14 protein-coding genes and 1 tRNA gene are annotated in these 17,391 nt (G+C 65.4%); 6 read left to right on the top strand and 9 right to left on the bottom strand.

The window, feature by feature from the left end; translation table 11 throughout:
* Positions 1 to 113: 113 nt before the first annotated feature.
* From ACU0DV_RS26710 to ACU0DV_RS26695, 4 genes are read left to right on the top strand one after another with little or no spacing between them, the layout of a single operon-like run.
* A complete protein-coding gene (locus tag ACU0DV_RS26710; protein WP_100929942.1) occupies positions 114 to 341 on the top strand; it encodes a hypothetical protein in 228 nt (75 codons plus the stop codon).
* Positions 342 to 400: 59 nt separating this feature from the next.
* Positions 401 to 775, top strand: coding sequence for a GFA family protein (locus ACU0DV_RS26705; protein ID WP_446240998.1), 375 nt, complete (start codon positions 401 to 403; stop codon positions 773 to 775).
* Positions 776 to 827: 52 nt separating this feature from the next.
* A complete protein-coding gene (locus ACU0DV_RS26700; RefSeq protein WP_100929944.1) occupies positions 828 to 2,276 on the top strand; it encodes a TrkH family potassium uptake protein in 1,449 nt (482 codons plus the stop codon).
* A 1-nt stretch (position 2,277) separates the two neighbouring features.
* A complete protein-coding gene (locus ACU0DV_RS26695; RefSeq protein ID WP_446240965.1) occupies positions 2,278 to 3,861 on the top strand; it encodes a thiamine pyrophosphate-binding protein in 1,584 nt (527 codons plus the stop codon).
* A gap of 63 nt (positions 3,862 to 3,924) precedes the next feature.
* Here the strand turns inward: ACU0DV_RS26695 and ACU0DV_RS26690 are convergent, their stop codons facing one another.
* Together ACU0DV_RS26690 and ACU0DV_RS26685 are read right to left on the bottom strand one after the other, a co-directional pair.
* Positions 3,925 to 7,020 carry a valine--tRNA ligase gene (locus ACU0DV_RS26690; protein ID WP_446240964.1) on the bottom strand — a complete coding sequence of 1,032 codons (3,096 nt, stop codon included), beginning with the start codon at positions 7,018 to 7,020 and terminating at the stop codon, positions 3,925 to 3,927.
* Positions 7,021 to 7,691: 671 nt separating this feature from the next.
* A complete protein-coding gene (locus tag ACU0DV_RS26685) occupies positions 7,692 to 7,907 on the bottom strand; it encodes a DUF1127 domain-containing protein (protein ID WP_100929947.1) in 216 nt (71 codons plus the stop codon).
* A gap of 223 nt (positions 7,908 to 8,130) precedes the next feature.
* On the opposite strand from ACU0DV_RS26685, the gene ACU0DV_RS26680 reads away from it, so the two are divergent.
* Positions 8,131 to 9,195 carry an Mrp/NBP35 family ATP-binding protein gene (locus ACU0DV_RS26680; RefSeq protein ID WP_370312166.1) on the top strand — a complete coding sequence of 355 codons (1,065 nt, stop codon included), beginning with the start codon at positions 8,131 to 8,133 and terminating at the stop codon, positions 9,193 to 9,195.
* Between the two features lie 300 nt (positions 9,196 to 9,495).
* On the opposite strand, the gene ACU0DV_RS26675 is transcribed toward ACU0DV_RS26680, so the two are convergent.
* The 4 genes from ACU0DV_RS26675 to ACU0DV_RS26660 all read right to left on the bottom strand — a co-directional run bounded on the left by ACU0DV_RS26675 (position 9,496) and on the right by ACU0DV_RS26660 (position 13,690).
* On the bottom strand, positions 9,496 to 10,614 hold the full coding sequence (locus ACU0DV_RS26675; RefSeq protein WP_100931016.1) for a DNA polymerase III subunit delta': 1,119 nt from the start codon (positions 10,612 to 10,614) through the stop codon (positions 9,496 to 9,498).
* 50 nt (positions 10,615 to 10,664) lie between these two features.
* Entirely contained in the window at positions 10,665 to 11,303 is a 639-nt protein-coding gene (gene tmk, locus ACU0DV_RS26670) for a dTMP kinase (RefSeq protein ID WP_446240963.1), read from the bottom strand.
* Positions 11,300 to 12,481, bottom strand: coding sequence for a D-alanyl-D-alanine carboxypeptidase family protein (locus ACU0DV_RS26665; RefSeq protein ID WP_446240962.1), 1,182 nt, complete (start codon positions 12,479 to 12,481; stop codon positions 11,300 to 11,302). The genes tmk and ACU0DV_RS26665 overlap by 4 nt, the downstream gene beginning before the upstream one ends.
* A gap of 270 nt (positions 12,482 to 12,751) precedes the next feature.
* Entirely contained in the window at positions 12,752 to 13,690 is a 939-nt protein-coding gene (locus ACU0DV_RS26660; protein WP_446240961.1) for an SPOR domain-containing protein, read from the bottom strand.
* Between the two features lie 218 nt (positions 13,691 to 13,908).
* Between ACU0DV_RS26660 and ACU0DV_RS26655 the strand changes: the two genes are divergently transcribed.
* Positions 13,909 to 13,998 (top strand) — tRNA-Ser (locus ACU0DV_RS26655).
* 557 nt (positions 13,999 to 14,555) lie between these two features.
* On the opposite strand, the gene ACU0DV_RS26650 is transcribed toward ACU0DV_RS26655, so the two are convergent.
* The 3 genes from ACU0DV_RS26650 to ACU0DV_RS26640 are packed head-to-tail and all read right to left on the bottom strand — an operon-like array spanning position 14,556 to position 17,346.
* On the bottom strand, positions 14,556 to 15,407 hold the full coding sequence (locus ACU0DV_RS26650; protein ID WP_446240960.1) for an ABC transporter permease: 852 nt from the start codon (positions 15,405 to 15,407) through the stop codon (positions 14,556 to 14,558).
* Entirely contained in the window at positions 15,404 to 16,261 is an 858-nt protein-coding gene (locus ACU0DV_RS26645; RefSeq protein WP_446240959.1) for an ABC transporter permease, read from the bottom strand. The genes ACU0DV_RS26650 and ACU0DV_RS26645 overlap by 4 nt, the downstream gene beginning before the upstream one ends.
* A complete protein-coding gene (locus ACU0DV_RS26640) occupies positions 16,261 to 17,346 on the bottom strand; it encodes an ABC transporter ATP-binding protein (protein ID WP_446240958.1) in 1,086 nt (361 codons plus the stop codon). Before ACU0DV_RS26640 ends, ACU0DV_RS26645 begins: the two co-directional genes overlap by 1 nt.
* Positions 17,347 to 17,391: the final 45 nt, after the last annotated feature.

Genomic DNA, 17,391 nt, shown 5'->3' with positions numbered 1-17,391 from the left:
ACCGGGCCGCTTCACCTGCACGAATCCAAAACTGTTACGTTTCATGAAGGAGAACCGTGCTAGGTTGAGGGGCGTGGGAGGAAACCAGCAACCGCTAGGAAAAGGTTTCCTGAATGACTCGTGACAATGTGCAAGTCCGGATCGGACATGTTTCTCTTTACAGCAAGATCGACTGGTTCCTCGCCGAACGCGGGTTGGGCTTCAATCCCGGCACCCTCAGACGCGCCCGCCTGCGCGAGATAATCCAGCTGGAAACGCTCAGCGATTCCGACCTGGAGCGCATCGGCCTGACGCGCGACGACATCCTGCCGCACGTGTTCCGCGACCTGTTCCACGCTTGACCCCGGGGCGCTGGCCAAGCACCTTGGCCGGACGCTTCACGGGGGACGGATTGGACAGGGTGACGGGTCATTGCCTTTGCGGGGCATGTGTCTTCGAGCTGACCGGCCCGCACAATTGGGTTGGACATTGCCACTGTGAAAGCTGCCGCAGAGCGACGGCTTCTCCGGTCACGACATTCATCGGGCATCCGGACGGCGCCTGGCGCTGGCTGAGCGGTGTGCCGACCCTCTTCAGCAGCAGCGAGGGCATAACGCGCGGATTCTGCGGCACCTGCGGTTCGCCCCTGTTCTTCGCGTCCGAACGGATCCCGGATGAGACGCATTTCTACGCGGCCCTTCTCGACAACCCCGAGACGGTCACTCCGGACGAGGTCAGCTTTGCCGAAGAGGCGCTGACCTGGGCGCCGCCGTGGTCAGCGCGGCATGAGGGGTAGAGCGGTCTTGCGCAGCTTGACAGCATCGCCCGCGCGCCCCAAGGCTCCGGTCATGTTCGATATCCGCCCTGTCGCCTATGTCATCGGCCTGCTGGTCACCGCATTGGGTGCCTGCATGCTGCTCCCGATGCTTGTTGACCTAGCGGAAGGGCGGGGGGAATGGCATGTGTTCCTCGAAAGCGCGATCATCACGATGATCACCGGCGGGTTGATCGCGCTTGCCTGTGCCAACCGCGTGCAGGAGGGGCTGACGATCCAGCAGACCTTCCTGCTGACGACGGGCGTCTGGGCGGCGCTGCCGGTGTTCGGCGCCATGCCCTTCGTGCTGGGCGCGACGGAGGCCAGTTTCACGGATGCCTATTTCGAAGCGATGTCGGGCATGACCACCACCGGATCCACCGTCTTCTCCGGGCTCGACGACCTGCCCAAGGGCCTGTTGCTGTGGCGGGGGCTGCTGCAATGGCTGGGCGGAGTCGGGATCATCGTCGTCGCCATGGTTTTCCTGCCGGAACTGCGCGTCGGCGGGATGCAGATCTTCCGCTCCGAGGCATTCGAAACCATGGGCAAGATCCTTCCCCGCGCGACCCAGATTTCCTCGTCCATCTCGACGATCTACATCACGCTGACCCTGCTCTGCGCGATCGCATACATCGTGACCGGCATGAACGCCTTCGACGCGACGGTGCACGCGATGACCACCGTGTCCACCGGGGGATTCGCCAATTACGACGCGTCCTTCGGCGTGTTCTCCGGGCCGGCGGAATACGTGGCCTCGGTCTTCATGATCCTCGCGGCCCTGCCGTTCGTCCGCTACGTCCAGATGATGAACGGCAACAACCGCGCGCTGTTTCGCGACAGCCAGGTGATCGCCTTCGTCGGCGTTATCGCGGTGCTGGCGGTCGTCACGTCGATCACGCTCCTGTCGATCTTTCCGCATCATCCGGAACAGGCGATCCGGGAGGCACTGTTCAACATCACCTCCATCATCTCCGGCACGGGCTATTCCAGCGTCGACTACATGCAGTGGGGCGCCTTCCTGATCGCCATGTTCTTCTTCATTGGCCTGATCGGGGGCTGCGCCGGGTCGACCGCCTGCTCGGTCAAGATCTTCCGTTACCAGCTCCTGTTTGCTTCCATCCGCGTGCAGCTGCGCCGCATCCGTGACCCGCATGGCGTCTTCATCCCGCGCTACGAAGGCCGCCCCATCGGGCCTGAGGTCATGAGTTCGGTGATGAGTTTCTTCGTGTTCTTCGTGGTGTCGCTGGGCATCCTTTCGGTGACGCTGAGCCTCCTTGGGCTCGACTTTATCACGGCGGTGTCGGCTGCGGCGACCGCGCTGGCCAACATCGGCCCGGGGTTGGGCGACCAGATCGGCCCGGCGGGCAACTTCTCGGGGTTGTCGGATCCCGCGAAATGGGTGTTGAGCTTTGCCATGCTCGCAGGCCGGCTGGAGCTGCTGGTCGTGTTCACCCTGTTCACCATCAGATTCTGGAGAGGTTGATATGCGAACCCTTGGGGCAGAAATCAGCCATGCGCTGAAGGCGCGTGGCGTCGAGGTCGTCTTCGGCATCCCCGGCGTGCACAACGTGGAGCTTTACCGCGGGATCGAAGAGGCGGGCCTGCGGCACGTCCTGGCGCGCCACGAACAGGGGGCGGGGTTCATGGCGGACGGATACGCCCGGGCGTCCGGTCGGCCTGGTGTCTGCTACCTGATCACCGGGCCGGGATTCGTGAACGCGATGACGGCGCTGGGGCAGGCCTACAGCGACAGCGTGCCGGTTCTGGCCGTGGCCTCCTGCCTCGACGAGGTGGCGGCGCGGCGTGGCCAGTTGCACCAGATGCTGAACCAGACGGGGGCGGGGGCCTCGGTCTGCGACTGGTCGGAGGAGGCGCGTACTCCCGAAGCGGCCTATGCCCTGATCGACCGCGCGCTTGGCGAGTTCGCGGCTGCGCGTCCCCGGCCCAAGGCGCTGCATGTGCCGATCTCGCTTCTGGGACAGGCCGTGCGGCCGGCGCCCATGCCCGCGCAAGAAACGCAGCTTCCGCAGGTCTCGCACAACCGGATAACCGAGGTGGTCAACGCCGTCTTTGCCGCGGAAAGACCGCTCTTCGTGTTTGGCGGGGGAGCGCGTGGCGGTGCAGAGGTCGCAGCGGATGTGCTGCGCATGACCGGCGCGGCCAGCTTCACCACCTACGCGGGGCGGGGCATCGTGCCGAAGGGGGCGCCTCTGCACTTCGGTTCCTTCCTCGCGCGGCCCTCCAGCGCAGAGGTCTTCGCCCAGGCCGATCTGGTCGTGGCGCTGGGGACGGAGCTGTCGGAGGTCGACCTCTGGCGCGACGAACCGGGCCATAGCGGGCGCATGATCCGCGTGGACATTGATCCGGAGGTGCTGTCGGGGTTGAAAGCGGGCGACATGGCCGTGCAGGGCGATGCGGGCGCGTTGCTGCGCGCGATGGCCGTGGCGATCCCCGCTCGGACGGAAGACCGGCGCCCGCGCTGGGATATTGCAGCGGTGGCCCGGCAACGCGCCGCGTGGCGGGCGGAAGTCATGTCGGAGCGGCCCGGGATCGTCGAGGTGGCCGAGGCGCTTCAGGCGGCCATGCCGGACGACGCGATGATCTATTCGGACATGACGCAATTCGCATACGGCGCGAAAGAGGTCTGGGACATGCCGCGCGCCGGCCACTGGCATCACCCCTACGGCTTCGGGACACTGGGTTATGCCCTGCCGGCCGCCATCGGTGGCGCAGTGGCGCGGCCAGGGTTGCCCACCTGTGCGATCCTCGGCGACTACGGCCTGCAGTATACGCTGCCTGAGCTCGGCACTGCCGTTGAGCTGGGGATGCCGCTGCCGATTCTCGTCTGGGACAACGCCGAACTGGGAGAGATCCGGGACGCCATGGTGCGCAGCCAGATCGCGCCGAACGCGGTGGTGGCGCGCAATCCGGACTGGCTGGCGCTGGCACGGGCCTACGGCGCGCAGGCGGTCCAGCCCGACAGCCTGACAGCGCTGCAGGAGGCCCTGACCGCCGCCTTTGCCGCCAATGGACCGACCCTCATACGCATGACGCCGGCCATTGTCTGACCGGCGTCACTGCTGTTCATTCGACTGAAAGGCCGCGGCCCCGCGAAGGGGCCGCCTTTCGGATCACCCCAGTTCGGAAAGGCGGGCCAGCGCGTCCTTGATCTTGGCCTCGTCCGCCTCGCGCGCGGCGAGGTTCTCGCGGGCCTCTCCCACCACTTCGTCAGGTGCGGACTCGATGAACTTCGGGTTGTTCAGGCGACCGCGCAGACCGCCCAGCTCCTTCGCCAGCTTGCCCAGCGTCTTTTCGAGCCGTGCCTTTTCCTCGGCGACGTCGATGATGTCGGCAAGAGGCAGGGCGAGGGTGGCGGCGCCCACGGGAATGGTGATGCAACCCTTTGGGAAGGCTTCGACCTCGTCCATGCTTTCGATCCGCGCAAGGCGCTTGATCAGCACCTCGTTCCGCTGCCACGCGCCACGCTCGTCGTCGGACATGCCCTTGACCAGCGTCGGGACATACAGACCTGCCGGGACGTGCATCTGCGCGCGGGCAGAGCGGACGCCCTCGATCAGCGCGATCACCCAGGACATCTCTGCATCGGCCTTCTCGTCCACCGCGTCAGAGGCCGTGTAGGTCGGCCAGTCGGCGTGCACCAGCATCTTGGAGCGGGTGCCCAGCGTGCCCCAGAGTTCTTCGGTGATGAAGGGCATGATCGGGTGCAGCATGATCAGGCACTGGTCCAGAACCCATGCCATCGTGGCGCGCGTTTCCGTCACCACGGCGGGATTCTCCGCGTCGAACAGCGGCTTGGAGAACTCCACGTACCAATCGCAGACCTTGCCCCAGACAAAGCCGTAGAGCGCCGAGGCCGCGTCGTTGAAGCGGTATTCCTTGAGCGCAAGGTCGACGGTTTCGCGGACGCGCGCGGTTTCGCCGACGATCCACTTGTTCACCGTCTGCTGCGCGGGTACCACCCAGGCCGGGTCCGCGGCGCTTTCGTGCGCGTCGAAGACATGGTTCATCTCCGCAAAGCGGCAGGCGTTCCAGAGCTTCGTGCCGAAGTTCCGGTAGCCCGCGATCCGGTCGACCGACAGCTTCAGCACACCGCCGATGGAGGCCATGGATGCATTGGTGAACCGCAGGGCGTCGGCGCCGTATTCGTCCACGATTTCCAGCGGGTCGATGACGTTGCCGGTCGTCTTGGACATCTTCTTGCCCTTCTCGTCGCGGACGAGCTGGTGCAGGTAGACGGTGTGGAAGGGGATCTCGTCCACCACGGCAAGCTGCATCATGATCATCCGCGCCACCCAGAAGAACAGGATGTCGGAGCCGGTGATCAGCACGTCCGTCGGGAAGTAGCGCTTCATTTCCTCGGTCGGCTCAGGCCAGCCCAGCGTGCCGATGGGCCAGAGACCGGAGGAGAACCAGGTGTCCAGAACGTCCGGGTCGCGGAAGATCGGCAGCTGCATCGGCCCGTCGAAGGTGCGGATCGTGCCTTCGTCCGCCACGTCCATGGTCTCGCGCACCTGAACCAGCACCTCGGCGGCCTCGGCGGCGTCGGCGACCACGCGGAATTCCGTGCCCTCGGCCGACATGGCGACGGCCTTTTCCAGCGCTTCGGCTTCGGTTGCGGCGCAGATCGGGAACCAGTCCTCTTCGCCGGGGATGTACCAGACGGGGATCTGGTGGCCCCACCAGAGCTGACGCGATATGCACCACGGCTCGATGTTCTCCAGCCAGTGGTAATAGGTCTTCTCGCCCGATTCCGGCATGATCCGGATACGGCCCGAGCGGACGGCGTCCAGCGCGGGACCCACGACCTTCTCGGCATCGACGAACCACTGGTCGGTCAGCATCGGCTCGATCACCACCTTCGAACGGTCGCCGAAGGGCTGCATGATCGGCTTGGTCTCGACCAGCGGGACAAGTTCCTCCTCGCCGGTGCGGACCTCGCCACCTTCTTCGGGTGCGACCGGTGCCTTGACCGGCTTGCCAAGGCGCGGGTCGGTGGCCTCCGTCATGACGGCAAGGCCCTCGGCGGTGATCTCTGCCACGACCTTATCGCGCGCTTCGAACCGGTCGAGCCCGCGCAGATGGTCGGGCACGAGGTTGATGAGGTCGGCCTCTGCCTCGGTCAGGGTGCGGTCGCCCCTGGCCACTTCCATGGCGATCGCGGCGGCCTCTGCGTAGGGGGCGCCGTCGTCGCGCATGTAACCGGCGCGGTCCATCAGGCGGTACATCGGGATGTCGCCGCGCTTGGCCACCTGGTAGTCGTTGAAGTCATGCGCGCCGGTGATCTTCACCGCACCGGAGCCGAAGGTCGGGTCCGGGTATTCGTCGGTGATGATCGGGATCAGGCGGCGGTGCTCTTTCGGGCCGACCGGGATCTCGCAGAACTGGCCGACGATGGGCGCATAGCGCTCGTCCGAGGGATGCACGGCCACCGCGCCGTCGCCCAGCATGGTCTCGGGCCGGGTGGTGGCGATGGAGATGTAGTCGCGCTCTTCCTCGAAGACGACGTTCCCGTCCTCGTCCTTCTCGACGTAGGTGTAGGTCGCGCCGCCCGCGAGCGGATACTTGAAGTGCCACATGTGGCCCGCGACCTCGATGTTCTCCACTTCCAGGTCGGAAATGGCGGTCTCGAAATGCGGGTCCCAGTTGACCAGCCGCTTGCCGCGGTAGATCAGGCCCTTATCGTACATGTCCACGAAGACCTTGATGACGGCATCGTGGAAGTTGCCGCGGCTGTCGGCCTCCGGCGCACCGGGCGCCCCGGACATGGTGAAGGCGTTGCGGTCCCAGTCGCAGGAATCGCCGATGCGCTTCATCTGCTCGATGATCGTGCCGCCGTATTGCGTCTTCCAGTCCCAGACGTGGTTCAGGAAGTCGGCGCGCGTCAGGTCGGTGCGGCGGACGTTCTTTTCCGCTTTCAGCTTCTTCTCGACCTGAAGCTGGGTGGCGATGCCCGCGTGGTCCTGTCCGGGCTGCCAGAGCGTGTCGAACCCGCGCATCCGGTGCCAGCGGACGAGGATGTCCATCAGGGTGTGGTTGAAGGCGTGGCCCACGTGCAGCGCGCCGGTCACGTTCGGTGGCGGCAGCATGATGCAGAACGTCTCGTCGCGCGACTTGTTGGCGCCGGCACGGAAGGCGCCGCTCTCTAGCCACCGGGCCGAGAGACGCGGTTCGGCCTCTGCGGCGTTGAATGTCTTTTCCAAAGGCATGTTGGGACCTCGTGTTCTTTGGGGTCTGTTACCGAATGGCGGCGGGAAGGGGAAGGCTTTGGCGTCCCGGGGCCGGGCGGGACGGACCTGTTTCCTTCGGAAAGGCGGCCCGCCCGCCCGCGCGAACCCTCTTCCCGGGGACACGCGGCCTCAAGGGACTAACAGCACGAAGCCGCGCCGGGATCCGGCAGACATGAAAAAAGCCCGCGGTGCAGTGCACCGCGGGCCGAGTATACGAGCGCCCCAGGGAGGAGGAGAGGGGCCTCGATCCGTATGTGAGCGCGGCGGTGCCAGGGAGGAGGAGAGGCACCGCCGCTTATGCTTGACCCCAGGGAGGAGGAGAGGGGCCCTGCATGTCTGGGCCTTTCGGCCCGTTGTTAGGTGCGACGGTGCCAGGGAGGAGGAGAGGCACCGTCGCTTATGCTCGAACCCCAGGGAGGAGGAGAGGGGTCAGGCATAGTCTGGCCCGAAGGCCTTTGTTCGTTGCGCGGCGGCGCCAGGGAGGAGGAGAGGCGCCGCCGCTGATGCTAAGATCCCAGGGAGGAGGAGAGGGACCTTGCATGTCTGGGTCTCGTTGACCCGTTGTTTCTAGGGGCGGTGCATCCAGGGAGGAGGAGAGGATGCACCGCCTAAGACGGAAGGGGCGGGAGGAGGAGTGCCCCTAGCCGAATTCAGAGTTCGTATGCCGCTTGGTAGGCCACGCGACGGATTTCGCTGCGGCCCAGGCCGAGATCGGCCAGTTCGCGGTTGCTCAGCGACGACAGCTCACGGAAAGTCTGGTTGAAGACCTTGCGACGTGCGCGGCGTGCGCGGATGGTTTCGACGATCCCAGCGAAGCCGGTCAAAGCGCTTTGGGACTGCGACGTGTATTCGGTTGCGTGTGCCATGTTTAAATGCCTCTGTTGGCTTTGCTGCCTCGGTTGATCCAAAGATGGAGCAAATGCTGCGGGTGCACAACGCCCGCCTCGACAATGCTGCCATGCGGAATGTGCATACAACATGCGTGTATTGCTTAATATTTCGCAAGCTTGCTGTGCAGCATAGCGGTCTTAGGTTGAGAAGACCCAAGGTAAACGCCACTGAAAGCGGCAAAGGGAAGGGTATCGAGCGATGACTTTAGGTAAGGCGGACGTCGAATCAATTTTGGCGCGGGTAAAGATTCCTGGCGGTGAAACGCTGGGCTCGGCCGACATGGTCCGGGCGCTGGTGGTGGAGGGCGGCGCGGTGCGCTTCGTCATAGAAGCGCCCACGCCGGAACTTGCGAAACAGATGGAGCCGGTGCGGGCAGAGGCGGAGGCGGCGGTCAGGGCGATTCCCGGAGTGACCTCCGTTTCGGTGGCACTCACGGCGCATGGGCCGTCGAAGCCGGCCCCCTCGCTCAAGATGGGCGGTCACATGCAACCGCAGGCCGGGCCGATGAAGCCGGAGGGGGTCAAGGCGATCATCGCAATCGGCTCGGGCAAGGGCGGCGTGGGCAAATCCACCGTCTCTTCAAATCTGGCCGTCGCCCTCTCGCGCGCGGGAAAGAAGGTGGGCCTGCTCGACGCGGACATCCACGGCCCGTCGCAGCCGCGCATGTTCGGCATTACCAAGCGCCCGGCGAGCCCGGATGGCAAGACCATCGAGCCCCTGCACGCGCATGGCGTCACACTGATGTCGGTCGGGGCGATGCTCCCGGAAGAGAAGGCGGTGATCTGGCGCGGTCCCATGCTGATGGGGGCCTTGCAGCAGATGTTGATGCAGGTCGCCTGGGGACCGCTGGATGTCCTGCTGATCGACCTGCCGCCGGGCACGGGGGATGTGCAGCTGACGTTGGGCCAGAAATCGCAGCTTTCGGGTGCGATCGTGGTCAGCACACCGCAGGACGTGGCGCTGCTGGATGCCAAGAAGGCCCTCGACGCCTTCAACACGCTGAAGGTGCCGATTCTTGGTCTTATCGAGAACATGGCCGTCTTCACCTGCCCGCACTGCGGCAAGGACAGTCATATCTTCGGTCAGGGCGGAGTTGCGGCAGAGGCGGAGCGTCTTGGCCTTCCGCTGCTGGCGCAACTGCCCATCGACCTCGACACACGCGTGTCGGGTGATGCGGGGACGCCTGTGGCTCTGGGCGATGGCCCGATGGCAGAGGCCTACGCGAAGCTCGCGGACCGGTTCATCAAGGGCGGGCTGATCTGAATCGCGGAGGGTCGAGCGGGCGTTGCGCAGGCATCGTCCGCTTCGGCAACGAAGGGTTCATGTCCTTCAAAGGAATCGCGTGTCAACTTTGGGTTGCACAAACCGGCCGACTGAAGGGGTCTAATCGGCCGGTTGTTAACCATAGTACGTAATGACACTTGTTCGGATCGCCCCGATTCCCCTGAGCAGCACCGATCATCACCATTATGGCAAAGGTTAATAATTCGTTAACACCTTTTCTCACATGACGCTGCGTCAACGCCGCGACGCGGCGTAAATGCCACGCTCAGACGGGCGATTTTACGCTGCATGCTGCAGATGCAGAAACATATCCGTGATAAGCATGGCCGGATCGACGTTCACGGCACGGGCATGCCGTGCCCTGTCGCCGGCCTTCTGGATCGCCTCCGCCCAAGCGCGCCCGTGCGCCGCGTCGGGCGCGAGGCGAAGCAGGATTTCCGCTTCGCCCGGCACGATCTCGGGCGGCGGGTGGCCGGTTACACCTGTTCGCGCCAGGCGGGAGACGAGCCGGTCGGTCAGGGTGAGGGCCAGCGCCAGCCGGTCCTCGCGCCCCTTGCCGGCGCAGCTTTCGGCGAGCGTCAGCATCCCGGGCCGGTCGAGCTGGGGCAGGCTGCCCAGAACCGAGAGGATCTGACGGTAGAGGCCCAACCCGTCCTGATTGAACAGACGCACCGCCGTGCCGACCGATCCTTCTGACAGCATGGTCATGGCCGCGGTGTCGCCGTCGGGGATCTCCACCTGCGCCTGATCGAGGGCAGCCCGCATGTCGTCTTCGTCCAGTGGGCCAAGGCGCAGCGTGCGGCACCGCGACCGGATCGTCGGCAGCAGCCGGGCGGGTTGGTGGGAGATCAGCAGGAGGGTGGCGCGCGCCGGCGGCTCCTCCAGCATCTTGAGCAGTGCATTGGCCGCCTGCGTGTTCATCTCGTCCGCGCTGTCGACGATAACGACACGCCGTCCGCCATCGGCAGAAGAGAGCGCGAAGAAGTTGAACAGCTTGCGCACCTCGTCGACGCGGATCAGGTCCGACAGCTTGTCGCCCTTGTCGTTCGCGCCCCGTCTGAGCAGGAACAGGCCCGGTTCTGACCGTGCAAGTACGCGACGTGCGACAGGATGATCTGGGGGAATGTCCAGAGATGCGGGGGGCGTGGGCGCGCCAAAAAGGCCGTCATCCTCCTGCGGCGGCGTTGCCAGCAGGAACCGGGCGATGCGCCACGCGAGGGTTGCCTTGCCGACGCCCCTTGGTCCGCTGAGCAACCAGGCATGATGCAGCCGTTGCGAATTGAAGGCGGTCAGGAAGTCCTGTTCCGCCTGCGCCTGACCGAAGAGGTTGACGGTGGCACGAGGGTGCGGCGCGCCCTCGACGGCATCCGGTTCCGGCAGATCTGCGGGATCAGCCATGGCGGGATCGCTCCCCATGGAGTTCGGCGCGGCGCGTCACGATCTGTGGCTCACGCTTTGACACCCAGCGCCTCCGTCACTGTGGCGTAGATGTCGGAGGCGACGGTTTCCGGTGCCCTGTTGCCGTCGATCACGCGGATTCGTGCAGGAAACTCCTCCGACAGTGCAAGAAACCCCGCGCGCATCTGGCGCTGAAGCTCGATGCCGAAGTCCTCGAACCGCTCTTCGGCGGTGGCGCGGGCCTTGGCCCGGGACAGGCCGGCCTCCGGGTCCATGTCGAGGATGATGGTCAGGTCCGGCTCCATTCCGATCATCAGGTCGTGCAGCTTGTCGACCGTCTCGCGCAGGCCTTGCCGCCCCTGATACAAACGGGTGGAGTCGGCGAAGCGGTCGCAGATCACGACTTCGCCGCGCGCAAGGGCGGGGCGGATCGTGCGTTCCATGTGGTCGCGGCGCGCGGCTGTGAAAAGCAGAAGCTCTGTCTCGGGCGACCAGCGCTCCGGATCGCCCTGCAGGACCAGGGCGCGGATTTCCTCCGCCCCCGGCGAGCCGCCGGGTTCACGGGTCAGGCGCGCCGTCAGACCGTCCGCGGAAAGGCGGTCGGCCAACATCCGTGCCTGTGTCGATTTGCCGGAGCCGTCGATGCCTTCGAAGGACAGGAACAGCCCTCTTTCACCGGGGCCGTTCACGAGGCGCCTGCATCCCCGGTTGCCTCGGACGTGTCCGAGAACCGCTTCATCAGGACCTGGCTGACCGTCAGCATCCGGTCCATGAACCCGCCCGCGGCCACGTCGCCCGCAGCCACCAGCGGAACGCGGGTTTCGGGCAGACCGTCGGGCTGGATGATGAGTTCCGCCAGCTTCTGGCCCTTGCTGACCGGCGCCTGGATCGGGCCGGTGTAGACGACCTCGGCCTTGACGCCGCCGGCTGTCATGGTCGGCAGCAGCAGGGTGATGTCCTTCTCGGACACGAGGTCGACGTGATCCTGCGCGCCGAGCCAGAGTTCTGCCTGCGTGACCGGCTGGTCCTTCTTCACGATGGTCTGTTCCGCGAACTGGCGGAAGGCCCAGTTGACGATCGCCTCCGACTGTTCGGCGCGTTCGCCGGTGGAGCCAAGCCCCGTGATGGCAAAGATGATGCGGCGCTGGCCGTTCTTGGCCGACCCGACGAGTCCGTAGCCCGCTTCCTGCGTGTGCCCGGTCTTCAGCCCGTCGGCCCCGATGTTCAGCGAAAGGAGCGGATTGCGGTTGTTGACATTGGAGGGCGCGCGGCCGTCGAACTCGAAAGTCTTTTCGGCGAACATCGGATAGAAGTCCGGGAAATCCTGGATGATGTGCAGCGCCAGCAGCGTGAGGTCGCGCATCGACATGACGTGCCCGTCCGCCGGCCAGCCGGAGGCGTTCTTGAACGTCGAATTGGTCATGCCCAGTTGCTGGGCGCGTTGGGTCATGAGGCGCGCGAACCCGGCCTCTGTCCCGTCGGGGGACAGCGCCTCGGCCAGCACGGCGCAGGCGTCGTTGCCCGAGAGCACGATGATGCCGCGCAGCAGGTCTTCCACCCGGACCCGGTCCTTGGTGTTCAGGAACATGGTGGAGCCGGTGTAGGACATCGCGTGTTCGGAGACCGGCAGCCGTTCATCGAGCGAGAGGCGGCCGTCGCGGATCGCCTCGAAGGTGATGTACAGCGTCATCAGCTTCGACATGGACGCGGGCGGCACGGCCTCGTCGGCGTTCTTCGCCAGCAGAACGGTTCCGGTGGTCACGTCGATCACGTGCGCGGCGGTGGCCTTCGTATCGAAAGCAGCAGCCTGCGTGGCCAGAAGGATGGCCGTGCCGGCGGCGAGAAGGCGGCGTGTCGTTTGTCGCATGGGGGGCCTCGGAGTAGATGCTCGATTCTGCTCTGGGATGTTTATCGCTCATGTGGCTGGCCGTGTCACCCGGCGGTGGCGGTGGATCGCCTGTGACGGACGCACGGCGAGGACACGTCTGCGCGACCGCGCTTTTGAGTGTCCGGTCACGCAGGCGGCTATTGCGATGAAACAAAAAGAAAAAGGGCCGCAGATGCCTTGGCATCCCGGCCCCGTCGCACCGATGTTCGGAAGAGGCGGCCCGGACAGAGGCACCGGGCGACCGCATCGTCAGTCGGACACCGCGTAGGCATCCTCGAACCCCGAGGACTTGATGGTCTTCAGGAGTTGCTCGCGCTCCGCCTCCGTCTGGGCGGGGCCGACCACAACGCGCCAGAAGGGTTTGCCCTTCATCGTGCCGGGCTTGACGGTGGGCAGCATGCCCGCTTGCCGCATGGCCGTCGCGGTGTTGTTGGCGTTCTCCTCGACCGAGAAGATGCCGATCTGCAGGTAAGGGCGGGCCAGTTTCGAGGCCGATGCCGAGGCAGGCTGCGGCGCGGCGGCCACGGCGGGCTGCGCAACAACGGTCGTCGCCGGTTCGAGCGCCGCGGTCTGGACCGGCATGATGCTGTCGTCGGAAGGCGCCGCCGGGTCGAGCGCGCGGGAGGCGCCGTCCAGCACCGGGTCCAGCGCACCTTCGGTCACGTCGGGAGCAGAGGGCAGGGCGCCGTCGGCGGCCATCGCGACGGGGGCGCCAAGGGCTTCTTCCGGGGCCGTCATCTCCTCGCGGCGCAGCGCGACCACATCGAGGTTGGCAGGCGCTCCGGCCAGCATGCCGATCGCCGCGGCGGCGTCCGAGGACACCTGGATGCGTGGTCCGGGCGAAGACCGTTCCTTGCGGAACAGCGCGCCGATGACGAACTTGCCGTTTGCGGTGTTGCGGATGATGGCCCGTTCCGGCTCTTCGACGTCGGGGTGTGCGACCCAGACACCGCCGAGCGACGGACGTCCGTCCCAGAGACCCGCTTCCTTGGCCGAGAAGATTTCCGGCGCTTCGACGTCGCGCTCGGTGGCCAGTGCGCCACCGGCGGCGCGGGAGACCTGCTCGCCATCGCCCTTGGGCTTGAGGAAACCCGGCATCTGCCCTTCGGAACATCCGGTCAGGGCCAACAGGGCGCCCACCATCACGGATGCGCGCAGGGTTCTGCCTTTGGTAGAAAGACTGCTCATCTTGTGCCTCGTGCCTCTTGTGCCACGTGTTGCGCGGCGCCGCGCCGGTTTGCCGGCAACAGCTTTACATCTGCCTCTGGTCGGGCTCTGACGGCCCGTATCCTGCCGGAGAGTAACGTTTTGGGATCGGTCTGAAAAGCCTGCATCTTTCCGATGCGCGGATTTTCCGCTCTGCGTGCTTTCAGAATCGTTTTTCAGAAGCTATCGATGCCCGCCACGGAGGTTTGGCAGAGTGGTCGATTGCGGCGGTCTTGAAAACCGTTGGGCGTGAGAGCGTCCCCAGGGTTCGAATCCCTGAGCCTCCGCCACCATTATCATTACGAACCAGTCTAGTCCGCCCATAGGGGGAGAATTTCCCCAGTTTTCAAAGGGGTTTGCCGGGCGGGTGCGAACCGGAGATACGCGGGCCGCAGCTATTTCCGTCTCTAATGGCCTTTGGTCTCTGGTCGGGCGAACCGTGCAGATTTCGGTTCTGTTGAAAATTTCCTCGCTTTTCCAATGGTGTGACTGGCAGCCCCGCCAAAACCGTGCGCCCTGTTTCCATCGCTAGCGAGTTAAGCAGAGACCGAACATGCAGGAGGCGTAGACGTTGACCCGCGTCGCCTTGGTGTTTGGCGCTTGCGCGATCTCATCTGGGTTGCGATCGGCGCCAACGATCCGGTCGCCGCGGTGGACGACGCCGTGAAGATGGATGAGTGCGGTCGACCGACCTGGCACCGCTGAAGTTCGGCAACGACACGACCTCTAACCGACCGACGTGCTCTCCGTCTCAGCGCTCGCCACCACCGGCACAGCGGGGACAGTCCCGCTGGTCGGCGCCGACACCGGTGACTTCGTCTGTCGAGGATGCAGGCCGGGACCGCCTTCAGGGGCGGCGCTGGAAGAGGATGACCACCAGAGCCAAAAGCGACGACCCCAGCATCAGCAGCAGGGAGACCGCGTTCAGGAGCGGGGTCGAGCCTTCCTTCAGACGGTCGAACATGGCGATGGTCAGCGGCGCGTCGGAGCCCACCAGCATCAGCGTGGTGTTGAAGTTCTCGAAGCTCATCAGGAAGGCGACGACAACCGCGCCGATCATCGCGGGCGCGAGGAAGGGCAGCGTGATTGTGCGCACCGCCGTCAGCCGGTCGGCACCGAGGTTCAAGGCGGCCTCTTCCAGAGTGCGGTCGAACTTCTGCAGGCGGGCCGAGATCACCAGCGTCGCGATGGTGGTGATGAAGCTGAACTGACCGAGGATCACCAGCAGGAGCCCGGGTCGCAGCGCCTGGATGTCGATCTGCGCGAGGTCCCAGATCCCGTTCCCCAGAGTGGACGAGAACACCAGGATCGAGATGCCCAGCACGATGCCGGGGATCACCAGCGGCAGCAGCATCAGCACGTAGAGCAGCCCCTTGCCGCGGAAGGTGTAGCGGTTGAAGAGGAAGGCGTTCGTGGTGCCGACGCAGACCGACAGCACCGCCACGCAGAGGGCGACGAAGGCCGAGGTGCCGACCGCGCGCAGGATGCCGCGTTCGTGGAAGACGCCGATCTGCGGGCGCTCGTCTCCGAAGAACCAGTTCCATGTGAACCCTTCCCACGGCAGGGAGGGGAACTGGCTGTCGTTGAAGGCGAAGACCGCCACCACCGTCAGCGGCAGGGCGAGGTAGACGAAGAACAGCGCCACGTAGCTGCCGTAGAGAACGCGGAAGGCGCGGGAAGATGGAATGGTCGGGATCATCCCATCGTCTCCTTCAGCGTGCGGCCCGTCAGGCGCAGCATCCCCCAGACGATCACCGAGCTGAGCACCAGCAGCATGAAGCCGAAGGCGGCGCCCAGTTCCCAGTTCGAGCGAACGATGAACTGGTTGTATATCATCTCGGTGAACCACAGGCTGTCCTTGCCGCCCAGCATGGTGGGCGTCAGGTAGTTGCCGAGCGAGAGCATGAAGACCACGATGCAGCCCGAGACGATGCCGGGCATGGCGTGGGGTATGATGATCTCGCGCAGCACCGACAGGCCGCTGCCGCCAAGGTCGTAGCCCGCCTCGATCACGCTGTCGTCGAGGCTTTCCAGCGTCGTGACCAGCGGCACCACCATGAAGAGCATCGAGGTATAAACCAGCCCGACCATCATGGTCGCGTCGGTATAGAGCAGCTCGACCGGCTGATCGGCGAGTCCGGTCCATTGCAGCAGGTTCGACACGAGGCCGGTTTCGCGCAGCAGGATCATCCAGCCGAAGGTGCGCACCAGTTCCGAGACGTAGAACGGGATGAGGCAGAGCATGAACAGCACCTGCTGCAACCGCCCCTTGGCCATCTTTGCGATGTAGTAGGAGACCGGGAAGGCGATGACGAGCGTGATGGCCGTCGCCAGCACCGACATGACCGCGGTGCGCCAGAATGTGCGCAGGTACAGCGGTTCGGTCAGGGCCTTCTCGTACTGCGTGAGGCTGCGCTCGTAGACGCCGAAGCTGATGCGTTCCCTGAGCGAGATCAGCAGCATGTCGATGTGCGGAATGATGATCAGCAGCCCGAGCCACAGCACCAGCGGCGTGAGCAGCAGGAAAAAGGTGATGCGGGACTGGTTGCGCATCAGCCGGCTCCGAAGCAGATGGCCTGACCCGCGCCCCAGCCGATGTGCACGGTATCGCCCCGTTTCAGGGCCGCGAACTCGCCGGACTGGGGCAGGGTGACCTCAAGCGTTTCGCCCGCGTCGTCCTCGACCAGCACGCGGGAGGCAGCGCCGTTGAACAGGATGCTGGTGACGGTGCCTTTGAGCCGGTTGTCGAAGCTCGACAATGCCTCGGCGCTGCCGGCAAGGCGGATCGATTCCGGACGCACGAAGATCTCGGCCATGGCGCCTTGGGAGAGGGCCGCGCCGGTGGCCCGCATGGCGAGGCCGCTCTCGGTCCGCAACTGGATGGTGTCGCCCTCTGTCCTCTCGATGCGGCCCTTCCAGCGGTTCGACTCGCCGATGAACCCGGCGACGAAGGGCGTGCCGGGGCGGTAGTAGAGGTCCTGCCCGGTGCCCACCTGCTCGAACCGGCCGGCGTTCATCACGGCGATCTGGTCGGACATGACCAGCGCCTCGGACTGGTCGTGGGTGATGTAGACGAAGGTGGTGTCGAACGCCGCCTGCAGCGCCTTCAGCTCGACCTTCATGTGTTCGCGCAGCTTGAGGTCGAGCGCCCCCAACGGCTCGTCCAGCAGCAGCACGTCGGGTTCCAGCACCATGCAGCGGGCGATGGCCACGCGCTGCTTCTGCCCGCCCGACAGCTCGTCGACCTTGCGCCCACCGATGCCCGGCAGGCCGATGCGGTCAAGTGCCTCGTCGACCTTCTTCGCGATCTCGGGTTTGGCCATGCCGCGGCGGCGCAGCCCGTAGCCGATGTTCTCGGCAATCGTCATCATGGGAAACAGCGCGAGGTGCTGGAACACCATGTTCACCGGCCGCTTGTTCGGCGGGGTATCCAGCACCGAGCCGCCCTTGATCCGGATGTCCCCCGAGGTCGGGTCGAGGAAGCCCGCGATCATCCGCATGATCGTGGTCTTGCCGCAGCCCGACGGCCCGAGGATCGAAAAGAAACTGCCCGGCGGCACCGAGAAGGAGACGTTGTCGACAGCCGTGGTTTCGTCGAACCGCTTGACGAGGTCGACGCATTCCAGATCAGGGGTCATGAGAATTCCGCGCAGAAGGGGCGGCCCCCGCGAGGGGAGCCGCCC

Source organism: Sagittula sp. (genome assembly GCF_052825245.1).
The sequence above is the reverse complement of the archived record's forward strand: the minus strand, read 5'-3'. Positions and strand labels throughout refer to the sequence as shown.